Genomic DNA, 14,580 nt, shown 5'->3' on the forward strand with positions numbered 1-14,580 from the left:
GCCCGGCGGACACCGTCCCGCCCGCCGCCTCCACCCGCTCGGTCAGCCCGTTCAGCCCGCTGCCGGGACCGTACGGCGACGCACCGCGCCCGTCGTCCACGATCTCCAGGGTAGTGGTCTCCCCGTCGTGGGTGACGTCGATCACGCACCGGGCCGCCCGCGCGTGCCGTATGACGTTGGTGACCCCCTCGCGCACCGCCCAGCCGAGCAGCCCGTCCAGCGCCTCGGGCAGCGGCGTCCCCGCGAGCCGGACCGTCACCTGCGTCCCCGCCGCCTCCAGCGCGGCGCGGGCGCCGTCCAGCTCCCCCGCCAGGCCGCGCTGCCGGTAGCCGCTGACGGCGTCGCGCACCTCGACCAGCGCCTGCCTGGCCACCGACTCGATGTCGTGGATCTCCGCCACGGCCCGCGCCGAGCCGTTCTCGGCCAGCCGCCCGGCCAGCTCGCTCTTCAGCACGATCAGCGACAGGCTGTGGCCCAGCAGGTCGTGCAGGTCCCGGGCGATCCGCAGCCGCTCCTCGCCGGCGGCCAGCCGCGCCACCTCCTCCTGCGCCTGGTGGAGCTGGACCACCAGCATCCGGGTGTTCCGCACACTCATGAACAGGACCCCGAGAGTGGCGACCTGGAAGAGGAGCACCACCGTGCTGGCGGGGTCGTGCTCCTCCAGCAGACCTACCAGCACGACGACGGCGCCCATGGCCAGCATGCCGAGCATCGCCGGCAGGGGGCGGAGCGCCATGCTGTAGACGACGGTCGTGTAGATCGGCAGGGTCAGCCAGCCCCCGCCGAAGAAGAACGGCAGGATGACGGCCAGGATCGTGGTGACCCCCATGAAACACCAGGTCAGCGGGGTCAGTTCACCGTAGTCCCGCGGGGACAGCGCGGTGGTGAGAAAGGAGGCGATGTAGGCGGCCAGCCCGAGGGCGCCCCAGAGCGCCGCCGCGCCGGTCACCTCGCCGGTGACGATGTCCAGCACCGGGAAGCACAGGTACACCAGGCCGACGGACATCCCCGCCAGCCTCCGCCGGCGGGACGGGCGCTCGCCCGCCCCCGTCCCGCCGAAGGAGAGGATCGAGGTGATCTTCATCCCCGTACGGTGGCACGGCGGTGGGCGGCCACCGCGACCACGCCCAGCGCGACCGCCCAGGCGCCGACGGTCAGGGCGTCGGAGGGCGGCACCCCGTGCCCGGCGACGATGCTCTGCCCCATGTCGGTGTAGTGGAAGGACGGCATCACGTGCGCGACGGCCTTCAACGCCGAGGGCATGAGGTCCACCGGGTACCACAGGCCGCCCAGGATGGCCAGCCCGAACGTCCCGATCATCGCCACCGGCTGCGCGGCGTCGGGCGGCAGCAGCGACCCGACGGTCAACCCCAGGGCCGCGAACGGGACGGCTCCCGCCCACATCACCAGGATCAGCCCGGCCCACCTCGCGGGGGTGAGCCAGACGCCCTGGGCGAGCACGGCGGCGGCGCAGACGAGCAGGATGGAGGGGAGCACCAGCAGCAGCGAGGTGACCAGCTTGGTCACGATGATCGTCCGGTTGGTGAGCGGAGTGACCTGCAGCTGGCGGAGCCAGCCGCTCTGCCGCTCCTGCGCCCACGGCACGACGGTGCTCATCATCGAGGCGGCCAGCGCGCCGTAGGCGCTCATCGAGACCATGAGGACGACGCTCGCCCCCGCCGCATCGGTCCCGCCGCCGTAGAGATTGACGGACAGGAGGTAGAACGCGACGGGGAACGCCACCACGAAGATGACGTAGCGCTTGTTGCGCAGCATCCGCAGCGCCTCGATCTTGATGTAGCCGGGCATCATGACTCCTGGGTGAGCGCGAGGAAGGCGTCTTCGAGGGCGGCCCCGGTGATCCGCAGGTCGCGGACCCGCAGCGAGGTGCCCCTGTAGAGGGCGGCCACGGTGGCGTCGGGGTCGGCGGTGCGCAGCGTGGCGGTGCCCTCCTCGACCTCCACCGCGGTGACGCCGGGCAGCGCGTCCAGCCCGGCCGCGGCCTGCCCGTCCAGGGTGAAGCGGACCGTCTGCCCGCCGGCCCCTGCCTTGATCTGCGCGGCGGTGCCGTCGGCCACGACCCGGCCCCGGGCGACCACGACGACCCGGTCGGAGTTCTCGTCGGCCTCCTCCAGGTAGTGGGTGGCGAACAGCACCGTCCGGCCTCCGGCCGCGTAGGCGCGCATGCCCGCCCAGAACCGCAGCCGCGACTCCACGTCCATGGCCGCGGTGGGCTCGTCCAGCACCAGCAGCTTCGGCGCGCCCGCGATGGACAGGGCGAACCTGACCCGCTGGGCCTGCCCGCCGGACAGCTTGCCGGCGCGCCGCTTCACCAGGCCGGTGAGGTCGGCCATCTGCAGGATCTCGTCGAGGCCGAGCGGCCGGGGGTAGAGTCGGCGGACGAAGTCCACCAGCTCCCGGACGGTGAGCTCGGGGATGAGCTCACCGCTCTGCATCATGGCGCCGACCTCGCCCCGGGCCACCGCCTCGTCCGGAGAGGTGCCGAGCACCTCGATCCGGCCGTGGGTGGGCCGGAGCAGGCCGAGCAGCATGTTGATCGAGGTGGACTTGCCGGCCCCGTTGGGACCGAGCAGGGCGACGGTCCGACCGGCCTCGACGGCGAGGTCCAGGCCGTCGACGGCTAGCACGTTCCCGTAGCTCTTGCTCACGTCGGTGAAGGCGATGGCGTTCATGGCCTCGACGTTAGATACGTCCCGGCCCCGCCGTCAGTGCGTATGATCCGGGTTCGGCGGTGACATTTGTCAGTTCGGCCCCGCCCCGGGCGGGCCGCCGTTCAGAGGCGGCAGGCGAAGATGGCGGTGACCAGGATGGCCTTCGCGCCGATCTCCCAGAGCTGGTCCATCACCTGCTGGTGCCCCTTGCGCGGCACCATGGCGCGGACGGCGACCCAGCCCTCCCGGTGCAGGGGGGAGACCGTGGGACCCTCCATGCCCGGGGTGAGGGCGATGGCCTCCTCGATCCGCTCGGCCCGGATGTCGTAGTCCATCATCACGTAGTCGCGCGCCACCAGCACGCCCTGCAGGCGGCGGACGAGCTGCTGCAGCCCCTGGGTCTCCACGCCGCCGACCCGCTTGATCAGCACGCCCTCGGAGCGGGCGATCGGCTCGCCGAACACCTCCAGGCCCATGTTGCGCAGCGTGGTGCCGGTCTCCACGACGTCGGCCACGGCGTCGGCCACGCCCAGCCGGACGGCGGTCTCGACCGCGCCGTCCAGCTTGATCACGCGGGCTTCGACGTCCTGCTCATCGAGGTAGGACTCCAGCAGGCCGGCGTAGGCGGTGGCGATGCGCCTGCCCTTGAGGTCGGCGACGGAGGAGAAGGCGCCCGGGTCGGCGGCGAAGCGGAAGGTGGACCTGCCGAAGCCGAGCGGCAGGATCTCCTCGACCTGCGCGCCGGAGTCGCGGAGCATGTCGCGGCCGGTGATCCCGGCGTCCAGGGTGCCCTCGCCGACGTAGACGGCGATGTCCTTGGGGCGCAGGAAGAACAGCTCACAGGAGTTGTCGGGGTCGACGACCACGAGCTCCTTGCTGTCGGTGCGGGCGCGGTATCCGGCTTCTTTGAGTATCGTCTGGGCGGCCTCGGTGAGAGCGCCCTTGTTGGGAACGGCCAGACGGAGCATGGTGTGAAGGTCCTTACGTGGATGTCGGTTCCTACGAGGCTGGAGCCGGGCGCACCGGCTCACAGATGCTTGTAGACCTCGTCCAGCCCGATCCCTTTGGCGATCATGAGGACCTGCACGTGGTAGAGGAGCTGGGAGATCTCCTCGGCCGCCCGCTCGTTCGACTCGTGCTCGGCCGCCATCCAGCTCTCGGCGGCCTCCTCCACGACCTTCTTGCCGATGGCATGGACTCCGGCGTCCAGCGCGGCCACGGTCCCCGACCCCTCGGGCCGGGTGCGCGCCTTGTCGGACAGCTCGGCGTACAGCTCTTCGAAGGTCTTCATGATCTCTCTCGGCGTCGTCGGATGTGCCCTCCCAGACTAATGGGCCTTCAGGACCGCGGGTGTGCGCGTCCACGCCCTGGACAGGGATTGGCGATCCTCCGGTCATTCGTTGACGCGGTATGGGATCCGCCGGACCGCAGCGGCTCCAGTACCCCCGTCCGCGGCTCTGTGCCGCCGTTGGCGACGGCCGCGGCCCGGTCCGGCCCCGTGGCAGCCGGTCGGCGTGAACGCGGCGCAGCGCGTACCACAGCGGCTTGCGGCGGGCACCGCCTCATCGGCCGGGGAGCACCCGGATCTCGCCGCCGGGCGGCGCGGGAGGCATCCCGGCGGCGCGACCGCCGGCCCCGGACCCCGGACACGACGGAGGGGCCGTTACGGCGACTGCCGTAACGGCCCCTCCTGGGTCAGCTGGGTCGGCCGGACGCCGTGGCGGCCTCCGGCCTGATCAGCCCTGTTGTCGATCCGCGGGTCCGGCCGGCCGCCGTGGCGGCCTGCCGGTCAGCCGCCGTGGCGGCCCGCGGGCGTGGATCAGCGGCTGTAACGGCCCCCGGCGTGGTCGCCCTGGCGCCCACCGCGGAAGCCGCCGCCACGGCTGTCACCACGGCCGTCGGAACGGCCCTCGGCGCGGAACGGCTCACCGCTGCGGAACGGCTCACGCCGCTCACCGGCGCGGTAACCGCCGCCACCGGCGGGACGGTCACCACGGAACGGCTCGCGGTCGCCCGCGGGACGGTCACCACGGTAGCCGCCACCGGTGGGGCGGTCGCCGCGGTAGCCGCCGGAACGCTCGGAGCGGTACTGGCCGCGCACGTCGCTCACGCTGCCGTTGCCGCCGCGCTCGCCACCACGGGCGGCGTCACCGGCGGAGCGCTCGCGGGGCTGGTAGCCCTCGCCGCCGTGGGCGGGACGGTCACGGAAGCGGCGCGGACCGCGGCCACCGCCGTTGCCGCCGAAACCGCGGCGCTCGCGCTGCTTGGCAGCCGGAGCCGAGGGCTCCCAGACCGGGATCGACTCGCCGCTGGGCTGACGCGCACCGGCGACCTCCTCCAGGCGCGGGTGGCCCGGGGTGGCCTTGAGACGGAAGGGCTTGATGCCCGCGCGGCGGGTCATCGCGTCGGTGGAGCGGCGCTCGTTGGGGAGCACCAGCGTCATGACGGTGCCCTTCTCCCCGGCGCGGGCGGTACGGCCGCCGCGGTGCAGGTAGCTCTTGTGGTCCTGCGGCGGGTCGACGTGCAGCACGAGGCTGATGTTGTCGACGTGGATGCCGCGGGCCGCGACGTCGGTGCAGACCAGGACGTTGATCGCACCTTCCTTGAACTCGGCCAGGATGCGGGTGCGCTGGTTCTGGCGCTTGCCGCCGTGCAGGCCGCCGGCCTTGATGCCGACCTGGGCGAGCTGCTTGCAGAGACGGTCCACTCCGTGCTGGGTGCGCACGAAGATGATGGTGCGGCCCTCGCGGTTGGCGATCTCGGCCGTCACCGGGAACTTGTCGTCGCGGTGCACCTCGAGCACGTGGTGCTCCATGGTGTCCACCGAGGAGGCGACCGGGGCCATGGAGTGGGTCACCGGGTCGGTGAGGAAGCGGCGGACGAGCTTGTCGACGTCGCCGTCGAGGGTGGCGGAGAACAGCAGGCGCTGGCTGTCGGCCGGGGTCTGCTGCAGGATCGCGCTGACGACCGGGAAGAAGCCGAGGTCGCACATGTGGTCGGCCTCGTCCAGGATGGTGACCTGGACCTCGTCCAGCGTGCACTCGCCCTGCTGGATCAGGTCGGTCAGCCGGCCCGGGGTGGCCACGACGACCTCGACACCGCGGCGCAGCGCCTCGATCTGCCGGCCCATCGACATGCCGCCGACGACGGTCTTCATCCGCAGGGACAGGCCCCGGCCGAGCGGCTCGAGCGCGTCGGTCACCTGCATGGCCAGCTCGCGGGTCGGCACGAGGACGACGGCGAGCGGGCGGCCCGGACGGGCCTTGCTCCCGGCGATGCGGGCCATCATGGGCAGGCCGAAGGCCAGCGTCTTGCCGGAGCCGGTCTGGCCGCGGCCCAGGACGTCACTGCCGGCGAGGATGTCGGGGATCGTCGCGCTCTGGATGGGGAAGGGGCTGTCGATACCCTGGCGGGAAAGCCCGGTCACCAGCGGCTTCGGCAGGCCGAGGAGGGTGAACTCGGACGGCCCGGCGGCAACCTCGGGGATGTCGGTGATCGCGGGCAGGGCAGCGTCAAGCATGGTCACGAAGGTTCGTGCCTTTCGATAGAAGAACGGGGCACGTCACTTCTGCGAAAGGACGAGCCTGGAACGCGCGGCCCGAGGCCGCGCTTAATCAACGCCCACTTTCGGGGCGGTAGTGCGGTGCAAGTCGAGGCGCACCGCACGGGGCGGGTCTAGCTTACCCGCACGCAGTCAAACCACGATCAAGCATACCCGGCCTTCGCAGCGCCAGGTGGTCCGGGGCGTCCGACATCATGTGGACGCTTGCCCGTTGGTAGAGCCAACGCTCCGGGCCGGGCTTTTCTTCCCGGCATCGGGCATCCTCTCACACAATTCGGTACGGCCCGTACCTCGGAAGGCGCGAGCCGTACCGGAAAGGGGAGATCAGACGTTGAAACCGAGCATGCGCAACTGCTCGCGCCCGTCGTCAGTGATCTTGTCCGGGCCCCACGGCGGGAGCCAGACCCAGTTGATCTTCACGTCGGAGACCATGCCGTCCAGAGCGGAGTGCGCCTGGTCCTCGATGACGTCGGTCAGCGGGCAGGCCGCGCTGGTCAGCGTCATGTCGATGGTGGCGATCGGCGGGGTGCCGGCCTCGGCCGCGTCGAGGTTGACCCCGTAGATCAGGCCGAGGTCGACGACGTTGATGCCGAGTTCGGGGTCCACGACGTCCTTGAGGGCCTCCATGACCTCGTCAAGGGTCGTCTCCCCGTCGTACGCCGCGGTCGGCGTCTCAACAGGCTTGCTCATGTAGAACTCCTCACAACCGCGTCCTTGTAGGCCATCCAGGCCAGCAGCGCGCACTTCACCCGGGCCGGGAACTTCGCCACCCCGGCGAACGCCACCGCGTCCCCGAGCACGTCCTCGTCCGCCTCCACCTGACCCCTGCTCTGCATGAGCCGGGTGAACTCCTCCACCACCGCGAGCGTCTCGTCCACGGTCGAGCCGGCGGTCAGCTCGTGCAGCACCGAGGCGGCGGCCTGGCTGATGGAACAGCCCTGGCCGTCGTAGGAGACGTCTTCGACCTTGCCGCCGTCACCCAGCTTCACACGCAGGGTGATCTCGTCGCCGCACGTCGGGTTCACGTGGTGGACCTCGGCGTCGTACGGGTCGCGCAGCCCCCGTCCCTGGGGGTGCTTGTAGTGCTCCAGGATCAACTCCTGGTACATGGACTCGGCGATCATCTCAACTGCTCCGGCATGGCTAGGCGAACACCTTCTGCACGTGGTGGAGGCCGCGGACCAGGGCGTCGATCTCGGCCGGGGTGTTGTAAAGGTAGAAGGAGGCCCGCGTGGTGGCGGGGATCCCGAACCTCAGGTGCAACGGGCGGGCGCAGTGGTGCCCCACGCGCACCGCCACACCGAAGTTGTCATCCAGGATCTGCCCGACATCGTGCGGGTGAATCCCTTCGAGGGTGAACGACACCGTGCCGCCGCGCCGGTCCAGGCTCTCCGGGCCGATCACTCTCAGGCCGGGGACCTCTCCCAGCGCGCCGAGCGCGTAGCCGGTCAGCTCACGCTCGTGCTGCACGATGGCGTCCATCCCGATCGCGGACAGGTAGTCGACCGCGGCGCCGAGGCCGATGGCCTCGACGATCGGCGGGGTGCCCGCCTCGAACTTGTGCGGCGCGGGGGCATAGGTCGAGTGGTCCATCCAGACCGCCTCGATCATCTCTCCGCCGCCCATGAAGGGAGGCATGGCCTCCAGCAGCTCCCCGCGGCCCCACAGCACGCCGATGCCGGAGGGGCCGACGACCTTGTGCCCGGTGAAGGCGAGGAAGTCCACGCCGAGCGCGGCGACGTCCACCTGCTGGTGGGGCACCGACTGCGAGGCGTCCAGCATCATCAGCGCCCCGACCTGACGGACTCTGGCGAGCACCTCGGCGACCGGGTTGACCGTGCCGAGCACGTTGGACTGGTGAACGATCGAAACGATCTTCGTGCGCTCGGTGACCAGCTCTTCGAGGTTCGACAGGTCCAGGCGGCCCTCGTCGGTGACCGAGAACCACTTCAGCGTGGCGCCGGTGCGCTGCGCGAGCAGCTGCCACGGCACGATGTTGGAGTGGTGTTCCATCTCGGAGATGACGATCTCGTCGCCGGGGCCGAGACGGAAGCGGGGGTCGTCGTTGGTGGGGTTGCCGAAGCCGTAGGCCACCAGGTTGAGCGCCTCGGAGGCGTTCTTGGTGAAGACGACCTCGTCGCGGCTCGGCGCGCCGATGAAGGCGGCGACCTTGTCGCGGGCGTTCTCGTACGCCTCGGTGGACTCGGCGCCCAGCGCGTGCATGGCCCGGCCGACGTTGCTGTAGTGCATGGCCAGGTGCTCGCGCATGACGTCGATCACCTGGGTGGGCTTCTGCGCGGAGTTGCCCGAGTCGAGATAGACCAGCGGCCGACCGCCGGGCAGCTCGCGGGAGAGGACCGGGAAGTCCTTCCTGATCCTCTCCACGTCAAAGCCGGTGTTCATCAGACCGAGGCCTTCGTGTAGGCCTCGTAGCCCTCGGCCTCGAGCTTGTCGGCGAGCTCGGGGCCACCCTGCTCCACGATCCGGCCGGCCGCGAAGACGTGGACGAAGTCCGGCTTTACGTAGCGCAGGATGCGGGTGTAGTGGGTGATGAGGAGGACGCCGGTCTCGCCGGAGGCGCGGAAGCGGTTGATGCCCTCGGAGACCACGCGCAGCGCGTCGACGTCGAGGCCGGAGTCGGTCTCGTCGAGGACGGCGATCTTCGGCTTGAGCAGTTCGAGCTGGAGGATCTCGTGCCGCTTCTTCTCACCGCCGGAGAAGCCCTCGTTCAGGTTGCGCTGGGCGAAGGCGGCGTCGATGGACAGGGCGTCCATGCCGGCCTTCAGGTCCTTGGCGAACTCGCGGAGCTTGGGGGCCTCGCCGCGCACGGAGGTGACCGCCGAGCGCAGGAAGTTGGAGACGCTGACGCCGGGGACCTCGACGGGGTACTGCATGGCGAGGAACAGGCCGGCGCGGGCGCGCGCGTCGACCGACAGCTCCAGCAGGTCGACGCCGTCCAGCAGGACCTGGCCGCCGGTCACGGTGTACTTCGGGTGGCCGGCGATCGCGTAGGCGAGCGTGGACTTGCCCGAGCCGTTGGGGCCCATGATGGCGTGGGTCTCGCCGGACCGGACGGTCAGGTTGACGCCGCGCAGGATTTCCTTGTCCTCGACGGCGACGTGCAGGTCACGGATCTCAAGGGTGGATCCCGAGCGGACTCGGCTCGAATCAGACACTGTTATGACTCCTTCGAGAGCGAGACGAGGACGTCATCGCCGTCGATCTTGACTTGGTAGACGGGAACGGGCTTGGTGGCGGGCGGGCCGGTGGGCTTGCCGGAGCGCAGGTCGAAGCACGAGCCGTGCAGCCAGCACTCCAGGGTCTCGTCGTAGACCTCGCCCTCGCTGAGCTTCACCTCGGCGTGGGAGCAGACGTCGTGCAGGGCGAAGACCTCCGAACCCCGGCGGACCAGGGCGACGGGGGTCTGCCCCACCTCCAGGCCGATCACGCCGTCGTCGGGGATGTCGCTGAGCTTGCAGACCTTTTCGAACGTCACTTCTCGAGCTCCGCCTCGACCTTGCCGAGCACCCGCTCACGCAGCTCGGGGAGCTCGATCTTCTCCAGCAGTTGCGCGAAGAAGCCCCGGATGACCAGGCGCCGCGCGTCGTCGAACGGGATGCCGCGGGCCTGGAGGTAGAAGATGTGCTCGTCGTCCAGGCGGCCCGAGGCGCTCGCGTGCCCCGCTCCGGCGACCTCGCCGGTGAGGATCTCCAGGTTCGGCACCGAGTCGGCGCGGGCGCCGTCGGTGAGCAGGAGATTGCGGTTGAGCTCGTAGGTGTCGGTGCCCTCGGCCTCGACCCGGATGATGACGTCGCCGATCCACACGGCGTGGGCGTCCTCACCCTGCAGCGCGCCCTTGTAGGTGACGTTGCTCTTGCAGTTGGGCTGGGAGTGGTCCACCAGCAGGCGGTGCTCCATGTGCTGCCCGGCGTCCACGAAGTAGAGGCCGGTCAGGTCGGCGTCGCCGCCGGGGCCGCTGTAGGAGACCGACGGCGACAGCCGTACCAGGTCGCCGCCGAGGGTGACCACGAAGCTGCGGAAGGTCGCGTCCTTGCCGAGCAGGGCGTGGTGGTGGGAGACGTGCACGGCGTCGTCGGCCCAGTCCTGCAGGCTGATGACCTTGAGCGTGGCGCCCTCGCCCACGACGAACTCGACGTTGTCGGCGTAGACCGCACTGCCCTGGTGGTCCAGGACGAAGACGGCCTCGGCCATCGGCTCCAGCTTGACCAGGATGTGGCCGTAGGCGGCGCCCGCGCCGGAGCCGGTGAGCGTGATCACGGTCGGCTTGGAGGCGACGGCCTCGCGCGCGACCGTCAGGACGGTGGCCTTCTCGAAGACGGCGAAAGCCTGGGCGCTGACCCGGTCGGCGGGCACGTAGGCCTTGCCGAGGCGCGGGTCGTCGCGGCCCACGGTCTCCACCGTGACCTCGGGGGCCGCGTCGACGTGGACCAGCACGCCGCCGGCCGCGGCGGCGCCGTCGTGCAGGCCCTTCAGCCGCGACAGCGGGGTGAAGCGCCACTCCTCCTCGCGGCCGGTCGGGACCGGGAAGTCCTCCACGTTGTAGGAGACCTTCTCGTGGAGGGTCGACAGGGGCTTGGTTTCGAGACCCATCAGCCGACGGCTCCTTCCATCTGCAGCTCGATGAGGCGGTTCAGTTCGAGGGCGTACTCCATCGGGAGCTCGCGCGCGATCGGCTCGACGAAGCCGCGCACGATCATCGCCATCGCCTCGTCCTCGTTCAGACCGCGGCTCATCAGGTAGAAGAGCTGGTCGTCGGAGACCTTGGAGACGGTGGCCTCGTGTCCCATGGAGACGTCGTCCTCGCGCACGTCCACATAGGGGTAGGTGTCGGAGCGGCTGATCTGGTCGACCAGGAGCGCGTCGCACTTGACCGTGCTGGCGCTGCCGTGCGCGCCCTCCTCGATCTGGACCAGACCGCGGTAGGAGGTACGGCCGCCGCCGCGGGCGACGGACTTGGAGATCACGGTGGAGCTGGTGTTCGGCGCGAGGTGCACCATCTTGGCGCCGGCGTCCTGGTGCTGGCCCTCGCCGGCGAAGGCGACGCTCAGCGTCTCACCCTTGGCGTGCTCGCCCATCAGGTAGACGGCCGGGTACTTCATGGTGACCTTGGAGCCGATGTTGCCGTCGACCCACTCCATGGTCGCGCCCTCGTAGGCCACGGCGCGCTTGGTGACCAGGTTGTAGACGTTGTTCGACCAGTTCTGGATCGTCGTGTAGCGGCAGCGGGCGCCCTTCTTCACGATGATCTCCACGACCGCGCTGTGCAGCGAGTCGGAGGAGTAGATCGGCGCAGTGCAGCCCTCGACGTAGTGGACGTAGGAGTTCTCGTCCACGATGATCAGGGTCCGCTCGAACTGCCCCATGTTCTCGGTGTTGATCCGGAAGTAGGCCTGGAGCGGGATCTCGACGTTGACGTTCGGCGGCACGTAGATGAAGCTGCCGCCGCTCCACGTGGCGGTGTTCAGCGCGGCGAACTTGTTGTCGCCGACCGGGATCACGGTGCCGAAGTACTCCTTGAAGAGCTCCTCGTGCTCCTTGAGCGCGGTGTCGGTGTCGACGAAGATGACGCCCTTGTCCTCGAGGTCCTTCTGGATCTGGTGGTAGACGACCTCGGATTCGTACTGGGCGGCGACACCGGCGACCAGGCGCTGCTTCTCCGCCTCGGGGATGCCCAGCTTGTCGTAGGTGTTCTTGATGTCGTCGGGCAGCTCTTCCCAGGAAGCCGCCTGCTTCTCGGTGGAGCGCACGAAGTACTTGATGTTGTCGAAGTCGATTCCGCTGAGGTCGGAACCCCAGTTCGGCATGGGCTTCTTGCCGAACAGGCGCAGGCCCTTCAGGCGAAGGTCCAGCATCCACTCCGGCTCGTTCTTGAGCGCGGAGATATTACGGACGACTTCCTCGGACAGGCCGCGGCGGGCCGCCGATCCGGCAGCGTCCGAGTCGGCCCAGCCGAACTTGTAATTCCCGAGGCCTTCCAGCTCCGGGCGGTCGGTGACAGTCACCTTCCGGTCTCCTTGCTCGATTCGTCATCGATCGTTTGTTGCCTTATGGATGGTCGCGATCGCTCGGGTGCCCGCCGGGTCGCTTCCCGTTCCCGCGCGTCCGGCTCGACCGCTCTGTGCGGACTCACGTGGGTGGTGCACACCCCGTCGCCGTGGGCGATGGTCGCGAGTCTCTGGACAGGCGTGCCGAGGATCTGCGCGAACGCCTCGGTCTCCGCCTCGCAGAGCTGCGGGAACTCCGCGGCCACGTGCGCCACGGGGCAGTGGTGCTGGCACAACTGCTCGCCGCCGAGACTGGCCTTGCTCGCCGAGGCCGCGTAGCCGTCGGCCGACAGGGCCTCGGCCAGGACGCGGACCCGCTGGTCGACGGGGACCTTGCGCATCTCCGGCTGCAGCCGTCCGACGAGGCCGGACACCTGCGACCGGGCGAACTCGGCCACCGCGCCCTCGCCCACGCGCTCCGCCAGGAAGCGCAGCGCGTTTCCGGCGAGCCCGTCGTAGGCGTGCTCGAAGGCACTGCGCCCAGCGTCGGTTATGGCGAAGAGCTTCGCCGGTCGCCCTCTCCCCCGCTGACCGCGGGGCCGGGCCGTACGAGGCTCGATCATCCCCTCGGCGAGCAGCGCGTCCAGATGGCGGCGGACGGCGGCCGGGGTGAGCCCGAGCCGTTCGCCGAGGGCGACCGCGGTGATGGGTCCGTGCTCCAGGATGAGCCGGGCGACACGCGCGCGCGTGCTGCGCTCGGCGGACACGCCGGAGAGCCGCGCGGCGGCGGTCTCCTCGGTGCCCGGCATCTGGCTCACGTATTTCACAACATCAGTGTGGCGTAATTCCTTCCCCGCATACAAACCGATGGGCGGTCCGGCTGAATGCGGTTTGTCACGCAGGTAAGCCTTACCTAACCTGCGGAAACGTCCTTCGCGGGCTTCCGCAGGCCGACGAAGGCGGCGAGCGAGGCGAGGGTGAGCCCGGCCAGGACGACGGCCATCGGCAGCGCCGAGTCCTCCCCGCCCAGCCCGACCAGCGGCGCCGCGAGCGCGCCGATGGCGAACTGCAGCACTCCGGTCAGCGCCGAGGCGCTCCCCGCCACCTGCTGGGGCTGGCCGGCCAGCGCGAGCGCGCCGGCGCCCGGCAGGACGAATCCGGCCCCGCACATCATCACGAACAGCCCGGCGATCAGGACGGCGAGGGGCAGCCCGATCAGTACGGCGGCCAGCAGCACCGCCACCCCGGTCACGGAGATGAACAGCCCGATGAGGATCAGCCGCGCCGGAGCCACCCTGCCCCCGGCGAGACGGCCGCCGATCTGCGCGGTGATGGTCAGGCCGATCGCGTTCAGCGCGAACACCATCGAGAAGGTCTGTGGCGAGGCGCCGTACACCTGCTGGAGCACGAACGGCGAGCCGGAGATGTAGGCGAACATGCCGCCGAAGCCGAGCCCGCCGGCCAGCGCGCTGGCCATGAAGGACCGGTTGCGCAGCAGGTGCCCGAAGGTGACGAGGGTGTGCCGGAGGCCGCCGCTCTCCCTCCGTTCGCGGGGAAGCGTCTCGCGCACCCCGAACAGGGCTGCGGCCAGCAGCAGCAGTCCGGCGACGCTCAGCGAGACGAACACGCCGCGCCAGGAGGTGTGCTCCAGCAGCTGCGCGCCCGCGATCGGGGCCAGGATCGGCGCGAGACCGCTGACGAGCATGAGGGTGGCGAAGATGCGGGCGATGGCCGCCCCCTCGTACAGGTCGCGGACGACCGCGCGGACGATCACCAGCGCGGCGCCGCCCGCCACGCCCTGCAGCAGGCGGAAGCCGACCAGCCCGTAGACGGAAGGGGAGAAAGCGCACAGCAGGGAGGCCACGGCGTAGGCGGCGATGCCGATCAGCAGCGGCATCCGCCGGCCGCGCACGTCGCTGAGCGGCCCGGCGACGACCTGCCCGACGGAGAGGCCGATGAGGCAGGAGGTCAGGGTGAGCTGCACCTGGGCCTGCCCCGTGCCCATCTCCCCGGCGATGGCGGGGAACGCGGGCAGGTACATGTCGATGGAGAGCGGGCCGATGGCCGACAGCGCCCCCAGGACGAGCAGCAGCAGTCCTCTGCGCCGCGTACCCGGCGCGACCTCCGGCTCGGCGACCGCCGTGGTCATATCAGATCCCCTTTACCCTCACAGGCCGTAGTGAGCCCATGAGGGCCAGGGGTTCCCAACCGCAATCAGGTCATGCAAATTCCCATATTTAGGAAACTCCACAAAAAAGATCTACTTGCCCCTGGAAGGGCGTTGTGAGATCACTCTCGTGCCCGGCCCGGTCCGGCACGCCCGTGCCGGCGGCCCGTCAGC

General features: G+C 70.2%; 15 protein-coding genes. All 15 read right to left on the bottom strand.

Translation table 11 applies throughout. The annotated features are described in order from the left end of the window. Window positions 1-1,084, bottom strand: a 1,084-nt coding sequence (locus CA984_RS35420; protein ID WP_086577776.1) for a sensor histidine kinase, incomplete at its 3' end; no start/stop codon positions are given. Continuing rightward, window positions 1,081-1,812 carry an ABC transporter permease gene (locus tag CA984_RS35425; protein WP_086577777.1) on the bottom strand — a complete coding sequence of 244 codons (732 nt, stop codon included), beginning with the start codon at window positions 1,810-1,812 and terminating at the stop codon, window positions 1,081-1,083. The genes CA984_RS35425 and CA984_RS35420, both read right to left, overlap by 4 nt. Next, a complete protein-coding gene (locus CA984_RS35430; RefSeq protein ID WP_086577778.1) occupies window positions 1,809-2,693 on the bottom strand; it encodes an ABC transporter ATP-binding protein in 885 nt (294 codons plus the stop codon). The genes CA984_RS35425 and CA984_RS35430 overlap by 4 nt, the downstream gene beginning before the upstream one ends. A 101-nt stretch (window positions 2,694-2,794) precedes the next feature. Then, entirely contained in the window at window positions 2,795-3,640 is an 846-nt protein-coding gene (gene hisG / locus CA984_RS35435; RefSeq protein WP_086577779.1) for an ATP phosphoribosyltransferase, read from the bottom strand. Between the two features lie 59 nt (window positions 3,641-3,699). After that, entirely contained in the window at window positions 3,700-3,963 is a 264-nt protein-coding gene (locus CA984_RS35440) for a phosphoribosyl-ATP diphosphatase (protein WP_012892448.1), read from the bottom strand. A gap of 528 nt (window positions 3,964-4,491) precedes the next feature. Further along, a complete protein-coding gene (locus CA984_RS35445; protein WP_086577787.1) occupies window positions 4,492-6,192 on the bottom strand; it encodes a DEAD/DEAH box helicase in 1,701 nt (566 codons plus the stop codon). A 366-nt stretch (window positions 6,193-6,558) separates the two neighbouring features. Further along, window positions 6,559-6,924 (bottom strand): metal-sulfur cluster assembly factor, encoded by a 366-nt coding sequence (locus tag CA984_RS35450; protein ID WP_012892450.1) that lies wholly within the window; start codon window positions 6,922-6,924, stop codon window positions 6,559-6,561. Then, window positions 6,921-7,358: a Fe-S cluster assembly sulfur transfer protein SufU gene (gene sufU / locus CA984_RS35455; protein ID WP_086577780.1), complete on the bottom strand. Its 438-nt coding sequence runs from the start codon at window positions 7,356-7,358 to the stop codon at window positions 6,921-6,923. The genes CA984_RS35450 and sufU overlap by 4 nt, the downstream gene beginning before the upstream one ends. Window positions 7,359-7,377: 19 nt before the next feature. Continuing rightward, window positions 7,378-8,637 (bottom strand): cysteine desulfurase, encoded by a 1,260-nt coding sequence (locus CA984_RS35460; RefSeq protein ID WP_086577781.1) that lies wholly within the window; start codon window positions 8,635-8,637, stop codon window positions 7,378-7,380. Next, the gene (gene sufC, locus CA984_RS35465; protein ID WP_207621155.1) at window positions 8,637-9,368 is read right to left on the bottom strand and encodes a Fe-S cluster assembly ATPase SufC; all 732 of its coding nucleotides are present in this window, start codon (window positions 9,366-9,368) and stop codon (window positions 8,637-8,639) included. The genes CA984_RS35460 and sufC overlap by 1 nt, the downstream gene beginning before the upstream one ends. Window positions 9,369-9,412: 44 nt before the next feature. Next, window positions 9,413-9,730 (bottom strand): Rieske (2Fe-2S) protein, encoded by a 318-nt coding sequence (locus tag CA984_RS35470; protein ID WP_012892454.1) that lies wholly within the window; start codon window positions 9,728-9,730, stop codon window positions 9,413-9,415. After that, the gene (gene sufD, locus CA984_RS35475; protein WP_086577783.1) at window positions 9,727-10,845 is read right to left on the bottom strand and encodes a Fe-S cluster assembly protein SufD; all 1,119 of its coding nucleotides are present in this window, start codon (window positions 10,843-10,845) and stop codon (window positions 9,727-9,729) included. Before sufD ends, CA984_RS35470 begins: the two co-directional genes overlap by 4 nt. Continuing rightward, window positions 10,845-12,257 carry a Fe-S cluster assembly protein SufB gene (gene sufB / locus CA984_RS35480; protein ID WP_086577784.1) on the bottom strand — a complete coding sequence of 471 codons (1,413 nt, stop codon included), beginning with the start codon at window positions 12,255-12,257 and terminating at the stop codon, window positions 10,845-10,847. Before sufB ends, sufD begins: the two co-directional genes overlap by 1 nt. Continuing rightward, a complete protein-coding gene (locus CA984_RS35485) occupies window positions 12,254-13,048 on the bottom strand; it encodes a helix-turn-helix transcriptional regulator (RefSeq protein ID WP_242676352.1) in 795 nt (264 codons plus the stop codon). Before CA984_RS35485 ends, sufB begins: the two co-directional genes overlap by 4 nt. Before the next feature lie 104 nt (window positions 13,049-13,152). Beyond that, a complete protein-coding gene (locus CA984_RS35490; RefSeq protein ID WP_086577786.1) occupies window positions 13,153-14,388 on the bottom strand; it encodes a multidrug effflux MFS transporter in 1,236 nt (411 codons plus the stop codon). Between the last annotated feature and the right edge of the window lie 192 nt (window positions 14,389-14,580).

Origin of the sequence: Streptosporangium minutum (genome assembly GCF_002149035.1) — a bacterium.
GTDB classification, from domain to species: domain Bacteria; phylum Actinomycetota; class Actinomycetes; order Streptosporangiales; family Streptosporangiaceae; genus Streptosporangium; species Streptosporangium minutum.